An 18,348-nucleotide genomic window follows, 5' to 3' on the forward strand; every position below is an offset into this window, starting at 1 on the left:
TCACATAGCGTTCTGCCTGCCGTCGCCGACCAGCCGCACCAGCGCCCGTGTCAGCAGCCGCGTGTCGGTGCTGCTGAACTCGATGCCCAGCACCTGCTGCACGTTGCCGATGAACATGCCGATATTCTTCTTGATCAATCCCAGATCGGCCCGGCTGGCCTCGCTGTCATTGATTTGCACCAGCGCCTCGACGCCGGCCTGGAGCAGGCCGCGCTGCTCGTCGGTAAAGCTGTGGCCGCTGGCCTTGCCGAAGGTGTCGATCAAATCCTGGACCGCCTGCGGATCGAGCGGCTTGACGACTTCGGCTTCGCCGGGCAAGGCTGGCGAGCAGACGATCTTTTGCAGGTCGCGCACGAACTGCGCCCGCTCTTCCTCGTCAGCGCTCATGTGGGTAAGGTCGCCAAAGATCTGGGTCAGGTCGTTGACGCGCCCATCGATCACTTCCTGGGCATTGGCCGCAACGCTGCCTTGCAGCTGCCCGCTGACCATGCGCTCACGCAGCAGGTTGAAGCCACCGATTAACTGGCCATGCAGATCATGTTCCGGCGTCACGGGCTCTGGGGAAACGAGCTGCGCGTCCTGGGCCGCAAACGGCACCCAATAGCAGTACACCTGCGGTGACGCACCCGCATTAGGATCGGTAATGAGATCGATAGTCCATTCCTCCCCCTTTCTCACCGGCATCGAAAACGTGCCCGGCAACGGAAGCCAGTATTGTTTGGCGGTCTTCTTTCCCGTTGAAACAGTGATCGGAATGCAAGAAGCGGTCACTTGCAAAGCACAGGTCGTACCGGATGCGCCAACCGTACTGCCTTGCAAAATACCGTAGAACGGAGCCAACGGCGGCTGGGTGAAATCGGTATTGCCGACGTAGGCCACGAGCGTGCCATCGGAAGCTGCTGTCTGGCTCAGTGGCAAGACGGGTTGATTGAAAAGAGTACGGTCGCCAATGATCTTGCCGATCAAAGTATCCCCCTGCACCTCGCCCGTCGCCGTGACGTTGCCGGCGACATTGATATTGCCCGTCACCGCCACCTCGCTGGGCGTAACGGCCAGCGTGGGCGCCGCGTCGCCCACCGCAGCCACGCTGAGCAGATTGGCGCCGGCGGCAAAGCCGGTGCCACCGATCGCCACCGACTCCTGGGCCCAGATGGTGTCGGCCGTCAAATCGCTGAAGGTCGCCGCGCCGCTGGCAAAACTGACGGGGCCGTTTACCTGCAGGGCGTATTGCGTGTCCACGTCGGTGAGCGCGAGATTGATGGCGACCGTGTTGTAGTTGGGCGGCTCGCTATTGCTGACGATGAGCATGGCCGGCGGCAGCCCCGCCTCTTCTGCGGGTGCCAGGATGGCATTGTCGTCGTTGGCCTTGAACTGGGCCAGCAGGCCCGCGCTGACCATGTAGGCCGACGTGGCAGCCGCGAACGGGGACGTGGCGGCACCGCCTTCCAGCAAGGTCAGCTGGGTCTGGCTATCGACCGACTTGACGCGCAGCAGCCGCGGCAGTGTCTGCGGATCGGCCGCGGCAAACAGCTGGTCGCCCGCCTTCGCCGCGCTCAGGAAGGCGGTGCCAGTGCCCGTGACCACGGTCGGCGTGGCCGGATCGATACTGATGGTCCCTGCCCCGTCCGTCTTCGCGCCGTCGGCCCCCTGCAGCTGGTACGGCAGGCTGTCGACCTTCCCCGCGTACGGCGCGGACAAGGTCAGTTGCGTATCGCTGGCAACCTGCGCAACGCTCTGTACCTGCACTGCCGCCGGAGTGAAACGGGGAATCAGCAGGGTATCGCCGGCCGACAAGGCAGTAAACTTGGTGCCCTCCGTGCCGGTGATGGTCGTGCCGTTACTGCTGACCTTGCCGGGGCCGGTGACCGGTTCAACCGTGCCCGACACCAGGTAGCTGTAGGGCGAATTGATGACGGGGATTTCAAACTGCGTCGTCAGGACCAGTTCCGTATCGCTGGCAGGCGTCTTGGCCAGCACCGCCTGCTGCTGGTTCAGGGTGCCGATGGCGATCAGGTCGCCCACCTTGACCTGGTCCTGGAACGTGGTGTTGTAACCCTGCACGACATCGGCGCTGATCGAGCTGATGACGCCATTGCCGATAAAGGCGCTGCCGCCGCCCACGCTCAGCGAGGCGGCCGGGCTGCGGTCGAAGATGCCGACGTTGCCGCCATCGTAGAACAGCCGGCTCGCCGCCTGCCCCGGCGACTCCTTGGTCCAGTAGCTGAGCATGGCCATGCCCTGCAGCTTGGAGCCGTTGCCCTCGAAACTCTGGGCCTTGATGGCGCCGCTGGCAGTCAGGCTGTCGGCCAGGATCTGCCCCTGCACGTCGAGGGCGGCGCGCGGCGCGCCTTCGTTCAGGCCGATGCCGACGTTGCGATCCCGCCCGATGACCAGCGCATTCGGCCCGGCGCTGGCGGAGCCCCCCTTGGCCAGCGCCTGCACCCCCAGGCCGACGGTGCCGTCCAGGCTTACCTGCAGCAAGGTGCCGTCACTGCGCGAAAAACGGGCCAGGGCCGAACGCATGTAGGTGTAGCCCGATCCGGGCGCCGGCATCGTGGTGGGCGAAAACGCAGCGTCGATCTCGACTTGCAAACCATCCTGGACGATTTTGCTGACGGTACGCCACTGGGCCGTCCCCATGCGCACCGAAGGGTCCGCGATGAGCTGGTCGCCCACTTGCAGGAACGGCGCGGGCGCATCCGAGAAGGTGACCAGCTGGTTGTCCCAGCTGATCGTACCCTTGCCCTTGATGGTCACGGCATCGACCTGCAGGTTGGCGACCGGATTGTCGGTCCCCACGCCGAGGTTGTTGCGCGCCGTCAGCAGACCCATGAACTGCCCGCGCGGGGCGTCGAACTCCAGGTAATAGTCATCGGCGCGGCTGCCTTCGCGGCGCGCACTGATGCTGGCGTAGTCCGCCTGCACCGTGGCGCCGGCAATATTGGATGGCGCGGAAAAGGCCTGGTTCACGCCTGCCCCTTCCGTGACGAAATTGACCGAACCGACGCTGCTGCCCACATAGCGGCGCTCGTTGCGCCCGGATTTGTAGGTCAGGCTGTTGATGCTGCCCTCGGTGGTCAGGGAAATGACCGCCAGTAAAATGTTCGTGCCTGGCTGGTCGAGATTGCGCAAGTACTGGAGCTGCGGTTGCTGCACGATGCGCTTGTAGCCGGCCGTGCCGCTCTCGTCGCTGAGGTCGGCGAACACCTCGAAATAGTTGATGGTAATGAAATAGGTCGCGCCGGGGTCCAGCTTATCGAACATCAGCACGGCCGGCTCGAGCAGGATGATCTGCCGGCCCAGGGCGTCGATCGCCATGCCGCGCGATACTTCGAGCTGGCTCGGTTGCCCATCCGCCGAGGCGGCAACCTCGAGGCCATGCGCGATGCCATACAGGTACAGGCTGACATTGCGCGCCGCCAGCATATCCATCTGATACTGCTGCTCGCAGCGGAAATCGTCCGTCAGCAAGGCTTCGCCCGAGAAATAGTTGGGCCGTTCGACACGTGGCTGTTTCATGCTTTTTCCCGTGTCATGGTATTGGAAGCGGCACTGGCGATGGCGATCCACGACAGTGTGATATCGGCATCACCGCCAGCGGCCTGCAGCGCCAGCAGCGTGACGACGAATTGCGCCGTGCCGGAGGCGACGGCGGTGGCGTACGGAACGCTGCCGCCCACCGTCACCATCACGGTGGGCGGCGCGCTGAAGGCATCCTGTTGCGTATCATAGAAATGGACGGTGACGCTGGTGCTGGCGCCCGCGCCTTGCAGCTGGGCCGCCGGCACCGTCAACGTGCCCTGCAGGAAGGTGTCGGGCGCGGCGCTTGCCCTCGCGTCCCCCAGCGCGGCCGGCAGCCGGCTCGTCACAGGAATCCGGCTGTCGGTCACGCTGACGATGGCCTTGTTGGCGTCGAGCGTGACGGTGGCCAGCAGCACGCCATTCGCGGGCACCCTCTTCGCGGCCAGCAGCTGGGCCGCCTCGCTGACCACGTTGGCGGTCGACGCGCTGGTGTCGGGATAATAGGCGTACACCAGCATGGGATTGCTGGCATCCGACGGCAGCGTGAGCGGCGTCCCACCGGACGGCAGGATCAGGAAACGGCCTGCATCGTCGAAGGCCACGCCTTGGCTGACGGCCAACGTATTGCCGGCCTGGCTCACCAGCATGCCGTTCAGCACGCCGGGCGAGAACAGGTACTGGTTTTGCAGCCAGAACCAGTTGCTGAAGTAATTCTGCTCGAGCGTCATGTAGTCCGACGTCAGGAACATGCCGGTATGGTAGTTCAGGTGGTCGGCGACGTCCGCCTTGATGATGGTGCTCATGTCTGGATTCCTTGTTGGCCGAGTAAGGTATTGACGCCCAGCGCGCTGGCATAGCCTTGCGCCTGCAACTGCATGCTGGGTACGATCGTGATGATGTAGTTGCTGGCGGCAGGCTTCATGACGCGCAGGAACTGCTCGAGCCGGCCATACAGCGCCTGGATCTGCGCCACGTTGGAAGCCGTCAGGATGAACAGCGGGTTGTGCGCGTTCGGCAGCACCATCTGCACATTGAACAGCCACGGCAGGTAGCCCGCCACGACGGGCGCGCCGCTAACGTAAGCGTCGCGCACGATGAAGGCGCTGCCGGCCAGGTCGCTTGCCACGATGTCGGGTGGGGACGGCGCGCTGATGTTTACCGACACGGTGCCGTCGATGGCAATCCACTTGCCACTGTCGTCCAGTTGCTGGCCGTGCATGGCCATGGGCAGCCCGAGCAGCAGGTTGGCCAGCATGCTCAGGCCCTGCAAGGTTCCGCGCATGCGGTACAGGGCCATGATTTCCGCGATCACGGTGCGCTTCTGGTCGATGTCCCAGTCGTTGTCGACGGCCAGCGCGACCCAGCCGCCGAGCCAGTCGAGAAAATCGTCGAGCCAGGCTTCGATGGGCGCGTTCGGGTCCGATGCGCCCGGCGCGGCGGCCACGTAGCCGGCCAGCGGATCGTCGGGCGCGGGCACCTGGATATAGGTGTCGAGGTCGGCCAGGATGGCCGTTTCCTGCTTTGCCGTCGCGCCTGAGATGGGCGGCATGAAACTCGTGTCCGAAGGGGGAAACAGGAAACTCAGGCGCGGATAGAACAGATTGCCAATGACGTCCGCCTGCAGCAGCTCATGGATGCCCTTGCGCCCGCCCAGCTCCGCGTCGCCGATGCCGGTCAATATCTTTTCAAAAATCTTCAGGTACTGCGCCAGAAAAGCCGGCTGCGTGGTGCTGTACACGGCAGGCAGGTAGCGCAGGTAGCTTGACGGCGCGCTCATGCGGCATTGCTCCTGACGCTGACATCGAGGCAGCGCAGGCGCGGCAATCCCCGGTAAAACATCGCGGGCGTGCCGGGCGGCAGATCGGCAAGCTGGGCGTTGACGTCCAGCACGGCCATCCGGTCGAGCGCCAGGGTGGGGATGAAATCGAAGACCAGCTCGTCGATGGCATCGATGCCCGGCATGGCCAGGACCAGTTGGCGCAGCGCCGCTTCGGTGGGCGCCTCGTCATATGGCCAACCCTGACCGGCCTGCCCTCCCTCGCAGGGCAGGAAGTAGGCGAAGAGGCGCGCGAACAGCAGGCCCAGCGTGACATCCAGGCGCACCGTCGGCACGCAGCCGGCGACCAGCGTCACGTTGATGTCGGTGAACTGCGCCGCACGCGCCTGCACCCGGTTGCCGGCGATCACGCGCGGGGCCAGGTATTTGTTTACGGCCGTGAGCAAGGTACGCTCGGCGGCCGCGTCGTCGGCGGCCTCGATCATCAGCACCTTGCGCCGCGTGGTGCTATTGCTTTTGCCGTTGCCGGCCTGGTTCGGATACGGCGGATACTGGTAGCGCCATTGCGCATCGCTGAGTATCCAGGCAACGCTGCCCTCCCCCGCGCTTTGCGCATACGCGCGCCGCACCAGCAGCGGCGTGGCGCCCGTGCCGCCGGCAGCCTGCTGCGCGATGACCTGGTTGGTTTCCAGCGCCAGCGTGTCGATGTTCGGCAGGGTCAGCGCCATGTAGGGACGGCCGACATAGGCCAGCACATATTGCTGCAGCGTCGGCTTGTTCAGCACGGCGCCCTGTTCGATCTGCGCCAGCACCTGCTGCAAGGCCAGGAAGGCGGCGTCATGGTTGGCCTTGGCGGCCAGGCTGTAGGCGGTCTGGTTGCCGGAAAAGGCCAGGCCCAGCACCCAGCGCAGGTAGTTCTCGTCCGTCTGCACGGGAATCGCATTGGCCTGGTACAGCAGCGACTCGTCCAGCCAGGCCAGCAATTGCAGCAGGGTGATGCCCGGATCGCTATCGTTATAGTCCGTCCACTGGCGCGTGTACTGCGGGATCCGGCGCACCAGGTCGGCTGCCAGTTCCTGGTAGCTCTTGCGGTCGAGGTCGGGCAGCTCGAAGGCCATGGCTACACCGCCGAGATATACACGAGCATGCTGCCAGCGACGGGCAGCTCGGTGGGCGCCAGCACGACATTGCCATCCTGGCGCCCATTCACGTTCAGGCTGAGCACGCCGGTCACGCCAGGCAGGCTGCGCAGCAGCACATGGATGGCGGACGCCTGCACGGTCTGGCCGAAACGCCAGCCCTGCCCGGGAGGACCGCCATACACCGGCTGGAAATAGGCGCGCAGCAGCGCCGCGATGCGCGCCTGTTCGGCTTGCACCTGGTCGGGCGCGACGCGGGCCGCCAGCTGCGCCGTGACGGACACCGGCACATAGCGCGCCGCCTCGATGCCGATGCGTCCGACCAGCGCCGCCAGGCAGTATTGCCTGACATACGCGCCCACCTGGTCCAGCAGCGCCGGGCTGGCGTACGGCAGCGGATCGGTGGACAGGGGCAGCACCGCGATGCGAATGGTATTGCCTTCGGCCTCCACGGCGCGTGCCTGTGCCACCTGGGCGCTGGCGGCACCGGCCAGGGCCGTGAAATCCTGCAGTTGCACGGCCCAGCCACCCGCACGCACCATCGCGGGACTGGTGGCCGCCAGTTCTGCCCGCGTAGCGCAGCCGACCCCGCCGGCCGCCGGGGCCGGATTGGCCACTGCGGCGATGTTGGCGATGCCGGGACGCAGCACCGTCAGCGCGCCAGCGCCCACATTGCCCGCCAGCCCTTGCGTATGGTGGTAGCGGATGGCGACGATATTGTTGTGGCCAGGCGGCGGGATCATGCCGTTGTAGCCATCGCCAAATGTCAGCAGCCCGTTTGCATAGTCGAGCGTATACACGCGGTCGGTCGGACCGCTGAAGGCGAAGTTCTCGACCTGGGTCCAGCGCCGTGCCACCTCGCCGGCGCCCACGCGCACGTCCGCCAGCTCCGCGTCGGCAAATTCGGCCGCGCCAGGGTCCTGCCCCGCCATCAGCCCGGCAGGTTCGATCACGCACAGCAGCAGGTCGGCCAGCACGGGGGGATAGTCGAGCGTGAACTGCTGGAACATCTGCTCGTTGCTCGATCCGAGCACTTCATCGACCAGGGTGGTCAGGTTCGACGCCATGACCGTGTTCGGATACATGCCATACAGACGGATGGTACGGTCGACATGGGCATTGTTGATGCGGAACCAGAATGCCATCTGCGAAAACAGGTAGGCCGCCTGCATCGCGGCCGGAACCACGAAGCCGACCAGGCCAGAGCGGCTCAAGCCGTAGGTGGCATCGTCCACCGCCAGCGCCCGCCACTGCTGGCCGTCGTGGTATTCCCACTGCAGGGTGCGCCCGGGGGTGGCCTGTTCCTGCTGCAGATAGAAGTACAGGACCAGCTTGTTGCCGGCACAGGCGGCGGCGAATCCCGCATCGTCGAAGGCAAAATAGAAGCCGGTCAGCAGCGCGTCGACCGGTTTGAACGGGCTGAACAGGAAACGGCTCAGGGTGAAGGCGTTGTAGCTCCAGAAGCTCTGCGGCTTGGCCGCGAAGCTGTATTCGATACGCGCCGAGAGCACGAAGGGCGGGTAGTAGCTCGGCTGGGAAATCGTGTAGCTGAAATTGACGCCGGCCACGTCGTTGAGGTATTTGCTCACCCCCAGTTTTTGCGCCTGGCCCAGCACATCCGCGGGGATGGCGTCGATGGTGGTGCTGACGCTGGTGCTGGCAATGCCGCCCTGCTGCCCGTAACCGCCTTCGGCGATCACGCAGCGTATCCACAGCCCTTCGGAACCGGCCACGGTGCCCGGACCGAACTTCGGGCAGGCGAACTGGATGCAGGTGGGGCCGTCCGGGCTATCGGACTGAAAATTGTTGATCCTGTCGACGAACTGGTAGGTGCTGGCGTCCGTGGTGGTGGCGTTGAAGGCGCTCCATTGCAAGCCGTCCCAGAATTGCCAGACCAGCCGCACCGGAAAGGTATATTCCAAGGTCGTCAGTGTGAAATAGACCGTCACCAGGGCGCCGGTCCTGGCGAACACGCTGTCCGAGCGCAGGTAGAACGCATCGTTGGTTTTCGGCGTTTCGCCGAACGGATAGGCGCCATTGGCGATATCGAGCAGCACGCCATTGCAGGCGGCCTGCTGCGGCACGATGGCCTTGCCCTTGAAGGTGCAGTTCAACCCCGTGATGACGGGCAATTGCTGGGCCAGCGAGGCCAGCACCTTGACTTGCGGCGCGGGCTTGACCAGCAGCCAGTATTGCGCTTCGCCATCCTGCCCGCTCAAGGGCGCGGCGTCGAAACCGGCGCCCGGCTCGCCCGCCCGGTACAACTGCCGCTGGAGCTGCGCCAGCGGCACGGCGGCCGCGCGCGGCGGCATGCCCAGCACGATGTCAAGCTGCCGCTCCGACGATGAACTCGTCAACTGCGTCGTCAGCGGCGTCAGCGCGCCATCGAACCATTGTCCGAAATATTCAGGGTACAGCTGCTTGCCGGTCAGGGTGACGGTGATGCTCTGCAGCGCGTCGTCAGGCTTGAACAGGGCCGGATCGCCCATCATGAACCAGTGCCCGAGCGGCTGTTCGGCCGGATCGGCCAGCTGGCTGGCCACGAAGATCGGCACCCCGGCCTGGTCCCCGAGCAGGCTGGGCAAAGCATCGATGAACTGGTCCTGCGCCGGAATGACCGTCAGCGCCGCCGACAGCGTGGCGGGCAGCACCAGCAGCGCCTCGTTGGTCTGGAAGCGGATCGTCTGGTCTTGCGCATCGAGCACCGCGCACTGGGCCGGCACCGTCGCCGCCGGCTGGCCTGCCTTGAGCAGGAAGCGCAGCGGCGCCTGCGCCGCCAGCGGCGCGCGCAACTGCATGTTCATGAACTGGAAAAACCCCAGGCGGCGCTGCTCCGGCATGGCGTTCTCGATATCGGCCGTGTACGCGGCCAGCTGCGAAAACAGCTTCAGCAGCACCAGCCCCGGATCCTGGTCGACGTCCGACGCACTTGGCGGCAGCGTATTCCAGTAGCCGCTCCATTCGGGAACGTAGGCCTTGGCCAGCGCCAGCGTCTGCGCATAAAACTGCTCGGCGTCGCGGAAGTCGAGCGTCGGGGAAGTCATGGACGCGGCTCGCCTGCCGCTTCCGCGCGCAGCTCCTCAAGCACCTGGATGGCGCCGCTGATGCGCAGCAAGGTTGCCTGGAGCTGGCGTTTGCGCTCGTTGAATTCGTCCTGCAGCGCCTGCAGCTGCGCCTGTCCCGCACTTTCGTTGCTTTTCAATTCGGCAAGGCGGTCGTCGATCAATTGTATGTCCATGCATATGTCCTGGCTTATTTGAGAAAGAATGGGTAGACCAGATTGGCCGGCTGGTTGTGCGAGCGGATCAGGTAATCGACCGACACCTGCAGGCAATTGGGCTGTTGCGCGTCGATGAGGGCGGCCACGCCGGTGACCTGGATGCGCGGCTCCCAGCGGTCCAGCGCCTGCTTCACGTACAGCTGCGCCAGGCTGCTGGCGCTGGCATTGCCGGCCGAGAACACCAGCTCATTGATGCGGCAGCCGAAGGCCGGCAGCATCACTCTTTCGCCTGGCGCCGTCTGCAAGATGATCAGGATGGCTTCAGCGATGTCGTCGGCGCCGGCCGCGAACAGCACGCGCCCGCCGCTGGTCTGCACGGGGAACGCCCAGCCCTGGCCCAAGAAATCGGCGCCGGTGGCCATCGCTAGCCCATCCTCACGGTGCTCATGCCGGCCACCTGCACGGTCGGCGGCGGCGCCTGCGGACCGGCCGGCGGCAGGTCGTGGCAGGTTTCGCACAGGTCGCCCGCGCGCGCGGCGCCCTTGCCGTTGATGCGGACCGTCAAGCTGCCAAGCATCACCTGCCCGAGATTGGTGGGCGGCACCTGGAACTGGCCGCTGGCGGCGATATGCGGCGGCACATTGTTGGCCATCGAACCGACGGTCGCCGCAGGCCTGCCGTTGATGCGCACGTTCATACTGGTATTGCTGGCGATCTTGCCGGAAAACGGGAACGGCTGCGGGGTCGGCACCGGTCCGCCCGGGCTCGGCACCAGTACGATGTGGATGTCGGCGGCGTTGACGATACTGTCGCCCGCCTTGGCTGCGCCCATGCCCATCAGTTCAGATCGATCATGGCGGCCTGCAGCTTGAGCGCCTTTGCGCCCTGCAACTGCATGCCCTCGGCCGACAAATCGGCCTTGACGCTGCCGTCCGTAGTCTGCAGCACCACGTGGGGCGCGCTGATGGTCAGCGTGCCCTTGGCGCTGATCGCCAGGTCGCCTTCGCTGCTGATGCTGATCTTGTTGTTGGCGGTATCGAGCTCGATCTGGTTGTTCTTTTCGTCGATGATGGTGATCTTGCCCTGCGCACTATCGTCGAGCACGATGGTCTTGCCCAACTGCGTCCTGAGCATGCGCACTTCCTGCTGCCGGGCCGCCTCGACGGGCGGCTTTTGCACGCCGTTCCACAGGAAGCCCAGTACATACGGCTGGTTCGGGTCGCCGTCGGCGAAGGCCAGCAGGGCCGAATCGTCTTTCCTCGGCAGGAAAAAGGCGCCATAGCCGGGGCCAGCGAAAAAGCTCATCACCTGCAGCCAGTCCGACTCGATGGTGGCGCCACTCAGCGTCAAAAAAACACGGATGCGTCCCAGGCCCTTGGGGTCTTCGGTGTTGCTCACCTTGCCGAGCGCGACCCCGGATGCGTTGCCGTTCATATACCCGTCCTGCGCACGTTGATGTCCGTCTTGTAGCCGCTGCTGTCGTCATAGTCGTGGGTGCTCGAGGTGACGTAATAGGTGCCGTCAAAACGCTCGCTCAGCCCGGTGATCTTGATGTTCACGCCAGCCACCAGGTCGCTGTCGCCCACCAGGCTGGCCTGGCCTTCGATAAAGCTTTGCAGCTGGCTCTGGAACTGCGCGTCGGCCACCGCCTGCAGCGCGGCCGGGTCGCTGATGCCGGGACATTGCAGCGTCATTTCCGAACTGGGAAAATCTTCCGCCGCCTCGTAGCCCGTTTCGCTGCCGCCCATCTTGTCCTGGCTGGTGCCGGACTGCGCCACGGCCGTGATGACGGCATTCGTTTCGACGTCGTAGCCGATGGCCGTCACCTTCTGGCCCATGGTCGGCACTTTCAGGTTCAGGCTCACCGCACTCAGGTCGCGCGGATAACTGAGCGTCTTGATGGCGCCGTTACCCTCGGCCGAGGGGCGGAACACGAGCGTCGTGTCGGCCATGAGCAGTTCGTAGTCGAGCTGCTTGCAGCGCTCCATCAGGAAGGCGTAGTTGGAGACATTGTTCTGGATGACGTACTGGTTGATGGTGTCCGGCTGGCCTTCCAGCGTGACCGGCAAACGTGCCGCGCGCGCCACGTCGCTGACGATCTCGTTATCGTTGAGCAAGCTGTAGGTCTTGGTGCGGGTACCGAACTTGAGCCGGTACATGCGGTCGAAACCGCGTATCGTGGCGGCCGAGGATGCAGTGCTGAAACTCGGTTCGATGGCCGTGATATCGCCGCTGATCAGTTGATGCAACTGGTTCAGGCCCAGGAAAATCGTGATCTGGTCGCCCGGCTTGAATACGTCGAGGTCGACGTCCTGCCAGGCGCCGTCCGCCTTCACCATGTCGAGCGTGAAGCTGAACATGGCCGGTACATTGATTTCATCGTGCACGCGCACGTTGTGGATGGCGGCCACGATCGAGGATGGCAAGGGGCTGCGGTTCTTCAGGATCTTGAATGCCCCGGTCTGGACGCTAAGCATACACGGCTCCCGCGGTGCCGGCATGCACGTCGGGAATGACCAGATTGCGGCCGATATCCTTGCGCTGCGGGAAATTCAAGGCATCCTCGATGCTGTTCTGGGCGGCGATCAGGCGCCACTGGTTCGGGTCGCCCAGGGTCGCTTGCGCGATCAGGTACAGGCGGTCGCCCTGCTTGACCTGCCACAGCTGGCGGCAATTGAAATAGCCGCGCGACTGCAAGTCCTCCTCTTGCGTCAGCACCGACTTGAACGTCACGTTCAGCTCGGCGCGCACGGGAATGCCGGAACTGAGGAACATCGTGAATTTCTGGTCGAGCTTGACGATAATGCCCGTAAACAGCGGACCGGCCCAAGTAAACACCAGCACCGGCGGCTCCTTGCGCACATTCGTGCCCACGCTGGGCACGGTGAGCGCGACGATCTTGTTGGTCTTGCTGCGCACGTCGACCTGGTGCTCGTAGGTATCGAAAAACAGCGACACGGTCAGGTCGTCATTATTGACCCGCTGAAACTGGATGTTCGAGCCCTCGCCCTGCACCATCACGGTCTTGTTCAGCGACAGTTCGGTCGGGTTGTACATCACGGGAATTTCCTCGCGCGTCGCATGCACGACGATCTTGGCCATTTCCAGCATCAGGCGCCTCCCCGGCGATAGCGCTCGGTGGCGCTGCGGCGCGCCATGGCGCTTGCCATGCGGTCGGTCAGCGAGGCCAGTACTGGCGCGGAAAACAGCGTCTCGGCCAGCACCTTGCGCAACTGCTCCTGCGACTGCCCGCCATGGACGATTTCATGCACTACCCTGGTCTGCACCGCGCGTTCCACGCCGAGCATGCGCGTATCGACAATATGCTCGACGCGGCTTTGCAGCTCGGCTGTGGCAGCCGGCGCCGCCTGGCGCATGTCGCGCCGCACGGGCTGGCGGCCCTGGTAGCGTCCGAGGACGATGGCGGCGTGCGCGGCCGGCGCGGGCAATGGCGCCGGCACGGCCTGCACCGGGGGGCGCCAGGCGCCTGCCTGCCGGGGGGGCACAGCCGGGCGCGTTGCGCGCGGAAACTGTGCCGGATGCGATGCCGGACGCAAGAACGGCGCGCCGGGTGCGGCAATGCCATTGCGGGCCGGCGCCCGTCTGGTCATGCCGCTTCGCCGCGCCGCCTCGCGTGGCGCGGGGCTGGCCGTGCCGCCAGCGGCCGGCTGGGAAGGGGCCCCGTGTGCCGCCGGCTGCGCGCGCCGGATGGCTGTCCGGACCAGCGCCGGCGAAGACGCCGCCGCTACGGCGCGCAGCCTGGCGCAACGCGCGACGGCACGCGCCAACGCTGCGGCGCCCCGCTGCCCCGCTGCCGGCTGCGCGGTGAAATGACGCACGGCCAGCGCCAGGGCTGGCTGCTCCGCACCGCGCGCCAGCCAGGCGATGGTCGCGGCCCTGGCCTGCTGCGCCTGCGCCACGCCGCGCTCCAGGCGCGGCAGCACCAGGCGCACGAGGGTTTGCTGCCGCGCGTGCGCCTGCATCAGCTGGCCCCGCAATTCCAGCAGGCGCACCTCGATGCGTTCGACCATGTCCGCCTTGCGCGCCATACCCTGCATGCGCACCACCAGCCCCATGGCCGAGCGAAATTGCTGCCAATAGTGCAACACCGACGTCGTGTGCCGGCCCGCCGCGCCGCCATGCGCCATGCGCAGCTGCAGCGGCGCGCCGGAATGGGCGAAACGCCACAGCGGTGCGCCGCGCGCCGCATGGAAGCGCTGTGCCAGGCCCGCGCAGCCAAGGCGCATGGCGCGCATCAGAGTATCCCCGCCGCGGCCGAGTAGACGCTGCTCGCGAGGCTCTTGCGGATGCCTTCGTGTGCCAGCGTAAACGACTGGCATGCCACCAGGCTGCCGCCCGCATCCAGGCTTGGCCCCTGCCACTGCACGGGCCAGGCATTGTAGAAATCCCACCAGACGCTGGGCAAGCCGCGGTCATCCAACAGGTAGATGGAGCCGTTCCGGCGCCGGATGGCGCCGCTCAGCGTCGACTGGTACCACAGCCACATCGGGTCGAGCGCCGTGATGCCGGCCTTGAGCACCAGGTCGGAACAGGTCACCTGGCCGGGCAGTTTGTACTCGATGTCGTTGACGCCGCCCTGGCGCACGGTGCGCACCTCGGTCTTCGATTCGAGCCCATCGACGGACATGAAGCCGCCCACCAGGATGCCTTCAACTTCGACAAAAAAATTGTAGGCCTTGAACGGGTCGATACGCAGGCCCAGCTGGCGCTGCGCGGCACCCATGACTGCATTGACACCGACCACCATCTCATGCTCCCAGGTTATGCATCGACTTGTGCCGCTCATCGGCATTCATCGTCTGGTTGATCTTGCTGATTTCGCCGCACCAGCGGCGCCGCTCGGCGTGTTCCATCGCCATCAGGTCCTCATGGGACCAGTGAAAGTGATAGGCGAGGAAGGCTATCTCTGCGTAAAGCTGGTCGGAAACTGGAGCAAGCCCGGCTTTCCCAGGGCGCCCTGCGCCTCCCCCGGCAAGCCGGCGTCGTCAGTGTCGACCTGGTTGATCTTGTTGTACAGCTGCTGCAGGTGGAAGAAGTCGGCCGCGAACAGCTCCTCGACCACCTTGGTGCTGACCATTTCAAGGCTGCCCAGACGCACGATCACGCGCGACAGCACGATGATGATCAGGTAGGCCGGGTTGCTCTGGACACGGTGGTCCTTGAGCGGCAGGATCTCGTCGCCGGCGGTGGCCAGGCGCATCACGCCATTGCGGTGCAGGTTGCCGTCGCCGTCGCGGTAACCCAAGGGCAGGATAAATTCGATTTCGGTACAGATCACGCTCATTGCCGCTTCCCCTTGTGCGCGTTACGACACGCGCGTCATGTATTGCATCGTCAGTTCGAACGTCTCGATCATCACGTCGCTGCTGGCCGCGTTGAGGCCCGAGCTTTCGTACTTGCTGGCCCAGGCGCTGATCACGTTCCAGCGCGCCTTGTCGGCGCCGCCTGCATCCATGAGTATCAGCGAAACGTTCTTTTGCGCCCCCTTCGCGCCCGAACCCTGGGTCGACACCAGCTGGTACCAGTTGTACAGGTCCATCGAGTCGGTCAGGCCCTTCTTCAGGCTCAGCTTGCCGTAGCTGGTGAGCCCCGACAGCGAACGCTTGTAGACCGGGTCGGTGCCTTCGCGGTACTCGACCGCCTCGATCGTGCTGTCGGGTACGCTCGCCTCGGAAAACGCGGCGATCTGGATGCCGGCAATCTCGACCCGGAAGCGGAATCCCCGGTAGGGATCGGTTAATTGTGTGGCCATGCGCGTTCTCCGCAATCAATCGGTGTGGATGGGGTCAGCTGCCGGAATCGGGCGCGCTGGTTTTTTGGGTCAGGCGCAGGATGACGAACTCGGCCGGATACACTGCCGCCAGGCCGATGTCGATGTACAGCTGCCCCAGCATGCGCGTCTCGAGCGGATTGTTCGATTCGTCGCAGGTGACGAAAAACGCTTCGGCGGCCGTCGCGCCGAACAGGCCGCCCTGCAGCCACAGGGTGGTCAGGAAAGCGCTGACGTCGCGCGAGATGGATGACCAAAGCTGCTGGTCGTTGGGTTCGAACACCACCCACATCAGGCTTTGGCGCAGGCTTTGCTCGACATAGATGAACAGGCGCCGCACGCTCACATAGGTCCATTCCGTGTTGAGCGCCAGCGTGCGCGCGCCCCAGATCACGTTGCCGTAGTTGATGAAATTGCGCACCGCGTTGATGCCTTCGGGGTTCAGCAAGTCCTGGTCGGCATCGGTCAGGGACTGGTCGAGCAGCACCGCGCTCATCAAGGCGCCGTCATTGACCCCGGCAGGAGACTTGAACACCCCCACATTGATATCGGTATACGCGTAGCGGCCGAGCACCGGACCGGACGGCGGGATCGGCACGTTGGCCCCGGCGATCGGATTGTAGATGTAGACCCATGGGTAATACAGTGCGCCGAAGTCGGAGTTGAGCGCGTTCGGATTGCCTTTCGGCGCCTGGCCCTGGCCGGACTTGAATGACAGGATGTCCTGCACGCTCTGGCCGAACGGCGGATCGATCACATAGAACAGGTTGCGTTTGTCGATGCAGAACATCAGGCCGGCATTGATCAGGGTGCCCTGCAGCGCCAGCGACTGCTTGCCGCTGTTGTCGGTGGCCGTGACGGTGTCGGGCACGGACAGCAGGCTCAGACCCTGCACCTTGTCGAGCAGCTTGGTGGCATCGGTCAGGTCGTAATTCGGATTCCCGCCGTTGCTCAGCGCCGTCGGCCCGCCATTCGGTGGCCGCACTGGCGGCGTGGGCGAAGCGGTGCTGTTGACCGCCACGCGAATGAACATGGAATTGGCGTTGATCTGCGTCGCCAGCGCGCTGGGCTTGTTGGCCTCGTTGATCATGCTGTTGGCCGTGAAGCCGTTGAACTGCTCCAGTACGTAATAGGAGGCCGTGCCGAAGGTTTGCGGGCTGAGGCTGTTTTGCACGATGTATTGCTGCAGCAGCAAGTTCGGCATGGTCGCCACCACGGGCGCGGCGGGCGTGCCCATCAGCGCCGCCGCCACCATCACGGTGACATTGAAGACGGGCGTGGTGGGCGCCGGCGTGATGCTCGGGTCGGTCGCGCTGGCGTTGCTGATCATGATGCTGATGGCGTTGCCCCAGGGTCCCGGTGTGACGGCCGTGACGGCCAGCGGCTGTTTGGCGCTGGCACACTTGGCGCTTGCCTTGTCGCTGGCGCGCACCACATAGCAGGCGGCGCCCCCTTCGTTGAAGAATTCGTAGACCGACCACGACACCATCGCATACCAGGCCAGCTGGCCGAACGTGCGCTGGTAGGCGGCCCAGCTGGTGAGCAGGATGGGCTGCATGTACGGCCCCGTTTCCGTCACGCCGACGAAAGCCGGGGTCGATGTGGAAGCGCCCTGGATGCTGCGGGTGCCTGGCACTTCCTGAATATAAATACCGGGATGGTTATAAGTGGCCAAAATAAGTCTCTCGTGTGGATTACGGCATCTCGATGTCAAGGAACAGCATGGAACCTGGTTGCACGCTGACCTGCCTGCTGACCTTGGCGTGGCCGGCCTTGCTAAAGCCGAGCGCGACCGTGGTTGGAGCGTCCAGCTTGCCGCGCAGCGCCAGCGCGTATCGGCCCGCATAGCGGCCGTAGCCGGACGAGGCGCCCGCCACTGCCTGCGCCCTGGCGCGCGCGCCCTGGTAGCCGGCACTGATGGCGACCTGGGCCAGCGGTTGCGCGGCGGCGTCGACGATCTTGCCGCGGATCAGCGTGGTCCCCTCGGGATACGGATAGAGGGGACTGGGCGCCAGCACGCAGGCGACGATGGCGTCCGCCAGCGGCTCCTTGAGCGGCACCTCGAACGTCAGCTGCTGGTCAAAGTAGCGGTGGTCGGCACTGAGTACGTCGAGCCGGTAGCTGCCGTCGTCGAGGCCGGCAAAGGCGTAAAAGGCCTGCGCCTTGTCCTGCGGCACAATCGGTTTGTCGTTCAGCAGGAAATGCGCGCGCGCGCCCACTGCCGGCGCCATGCTGAAACCGTCGATCAGCTGGATCACGGCGCTCAGCTTCATGCCGCTCCCGCCCCGGCGATGGCGCGCCGCGTCGTTTCCAATGTGCTGTCGGCAACCATTTCGGCGCTCGGCTGCAGGGCCGAGGCGATGCGCACCGGCGACAGCGTGTACAGCTTGGTAAGCTTGTAGGGCTTGTTCGGAAAGCCGCTCCAGATATTGTGCAAGGTCAGGATCGGGCTGGCGTCGGGCACGATGGAGATCGAATCGTTGCCGCTGGCCTTGAGCTGGGGGTGCAGCCAGGCGCCCGCGAGCGCCGGCACGTCGTGGAATAGGCGCACCAGCTTGTCCACCAGCACCAGTTCGAGTTCGGCCGAGCGCGCATACGGCACCATCATGTAGAGCAGGTCCGACACCAGCGGCGGCGGCGTCACGGCCAGCGAGTTCGGCCCGCCCTTGCCCTGGCCGCGGGTGAGTGTGGGCGGCAGGTTGCGCAGGTAGGGATTGATCTCGATGTTGTAGAGGTAGAGCGAGAGCATGGTCGCGCCCTGGCTGTCGATCTCGGCGGGCGAGTCGAACACGACCGCCGATTCGTTTGCGAATTCCGGGATGTGCGCGCGGATCAGCGAGCGCAGCGACTCGCTCACGCAGCGCAGCACCTGTCCGGAATCGATGGTCGCCGGTCCCAT

General features: G+C 65.1%; 19 protein-coding genes. All 19 read right to left on the reverse strand.

Going from position 1 to position 18,348, the window contains the following annotated elements; all coding sequences use genetic code 11:
- Genes IGS58_RS15190 through IGS58_RS15275 form a run of 19 tightly spaced genes read right to left on the reverse strand, consistent with a single transcriptional unit; the run spans position 1 to position 18,348 of the window.
- The gene (locus IGS58_RS15190) at positions 1–3,519 is read right to left on the reverse strand and encodes a hypothetical protein (protein ID WP_230521937.1); all 3,519 of its coding nucleotides are present in this window, start codon (positions 3,517–3,519) and stop codon (positions 1–3) included.
- Positions 3,516–4,325, reverse strand: a complete 810-nt coding sequence (locus IGS58_RS15195) for a hypothetical protein (RefSeq protein ID WP_230521938.1) — start codon at positions 4,323–4,325, stop codon at positions 3,516–3,518. The genes IGS58_RS15190 and IGS58_RS15195 overlap by 4 nt, the downstream gene beginning before the upstream one ends.
- A complete protein-coding gene (locus tag IGS58_RS15200; protein WP_070257363.1) occupies positions 4,322–5,299 on the reverse strand; it encodes a phage tail protein in 978 nt (325 codons plus the stop codon). Before IGS58_RS15200 ends, IGS58_RS15195 begins: the two co-directional genes overlap by 4 nt.
- Entirely contained in the window at positions 5,296–6,417 is a 1,122-nt protein-coding gene (locus tag IGS58_RS15205) for a hypothetical protein (RefSeq protein ID WP_230521939.1), read from the reverse strand. Before IGS58_RS15205 ends, IGS58_RS15200 begins: the two co-directional genes overlap by 4 nt.
- Positions 6,418–6,419: 2 nt before the next feature.
- Complete coding sequence (locus IGS58_RS15210; RefSeq protein WP_230521940.1) at positions 6,420–9,482, reverse strand: baseplate J/gp47 family protein; 3,063 nt, start codon at positions 9,480–9,482, stop codon at positions 6,420–6,422.
- Positions 9,479–9,676, reverse strand: a complete 198-nt coding sequence (locus IGS58_RS15215; RefSeq protein WP_230521941.1) for a hypothetical protein — start codon at positions 9,674–9,676, stop codon at positions 9,479–9,481. Before IGS58_RS15215 ends, IGS58_RS15210 begins: the two co-directional genes overlap by 4 nt.
- 14 nt (positions 9,677–9,690) lie before the next feature.
- Positions 9,691–10,080, reverse strand: a complete 390-nt coding sequence (locus IGS58_RS15220; RefSeq protein ID WP_034777759.1) for a GPW/gp25 family protein — start codon at positions 10,078–10,080, stop codon at positions 9,691–9,693.
- A 2-nt stretch (positions 10,081–10,082) separates the two neighbouring features.
- Entirely contained in the window at positions 10,083–10,490 is a 408-nt protein-coding gene (locus IGS58_RS15225; RefSeq protein ID WP_230521942.1) for a PAAR domain-containing protein, read from the reverse strand.
- A 5-nt stretch (positions 10,491–10,495) separates the two neighbouring features.
- Entirely contained in the window at positions 10,496–11,092 is a 597-nt protein-coding gene (locus IGS58_RS15230) for a phage baseplate assembly protein V (RefSeq protein WP_070257371.1), read from the reverse strand.
- Entirely contained in the window at positions 11,089–12,135 is a 1,047-nt protein-coding gene (locus IGS58_RS15235; protein WP_070257373.1) for a phage late control D family protein, read from the reverse strand. Before IGS58_RS15235 ends, IGS58_RS15230 begins: the two co-directional genes overlap by 4 nt.
- Complete coding sequence (locus IGS58_RS15240) at positions 12,128–12,769, reverse strand: CIS tube protein (protein WP_230521943.1); 642 nt, start codon at positions 12,767–12,769, stop codon at positions 12,128–12,130. Before IGS58_RS15240 ends, IGS58_RS15235 begins: the two co-directional genes overlap by 8 nt.
- Entirely contained in the window at positions 12,769–13,914 is a 1,146-nt protein-coding gene (locus tag IGS58_RS15245) for a hypothetical protein (RefSeq protein ID WP_230521944.1), read from the reverse strand. The genes IGS58_RS15240 and IGS58_RS15245 overlap by 1 nt, the downstream gene beginning before the upstream one ends.
- Positions 13,914–14,426, reverse strand: a complete 513-nt coding sequence (locus tag IGS58_RS15250; protein ID WP_070257377.1) for a phage tail protein — start codon at positions 14,424–14,426, stop codon at positions 13,914–13,916. Before IGS58_RS15250 ends, IGS58_RS15245 begins: the two co-directional genes overlap by 1 nt.
- A gap of 1 nt (position 14,427) precedes the next feature.
- Positions 14,428–14,583: a DUF6760 family protein gene (locus IGS58_RS29190; RefSeq protein WP_308140640.1), complete on the reverse strand. Its 156-nt coding sequence runs from the start codon at positions 14,581–14,583 to the stop codon at positions 14,428–14,430.
- The gene (locus IGS58_RS15255) at positions 14,580–14,963 is read right to left on the reverse strand and encodes a hypothetical protein (protein WP_052139831.1); all 384 of its coding nucleotides are present in this window, start codon (positions 14,961–14,963) and stop codon (positions 14,580–14,582) included. The genes IGS58_RS29190 and IGS58_RS15255 overlap by 4 nt, the downstream gene beginning before the upstream one ends.
- A gap of 21 nt (positions 14,964–14,984) precedes the next feature.
- Entirely contained in the window at positions 14,985–15,431 is a 447-nt protein-coding gene (locus tag IGS58_RS15260) for a phage tail protein (RefSeq protein ID WP_034777734.1), read from the reverse strand.
- A 34-nt stretch (positions 15,432–15,465) separates the two neighbouring features.
- On the reverse strand, positions 15,466–17,124 hold the full coding sequence (locus tag IGS58_RS15265) for a phage tail sheath C-terminal domain-containing protein (RefSeq protein WP_230521945.1): 1,659 nt from the start codon (positions 17,122–17,124) through the stop codon (positions 15,466–15,468).
- A 19-nt stretch (positions 17,125–17,143) separates the two neighbouring features.
- Positions 17,144–17,722 carry a carboxypeptidase-like regulatory domain-containing protein gene (locus IGS58_RS15270; protein ID WP_070257378.1) on the reverse strand — a complete coding sequence of 193 codons (579 nt, stop codon included), beginning with the start codon at positions 17,720–17,722 and terminating at the stop codon, positions 17,144–17,146.
- Entirely contained in the window at positions 17,719–18,348 is a 630-nt protein-coding gene (locus tag IGS58_RS15275) for a DUF4255 domain-containing protein (RefSeq protein WP_230521946.1), read from the reverse strand. The genes IGS58_RS15270 and IGS58_RS15275 overlap by 4 nt, the downstream gene beginning before the upstream one ends.

The organism is Janthinobacterium sp. EB271-G4-7A (assembly GCF_020858075.1).
Classification (GTDB): domain Bacteria; phylum Pseudomonadota; class Gammaproteobacteria; order Burkholderiales; family Burkholderiaceae_D; genus Janthinobacterium; species Janthinobacterium lividum.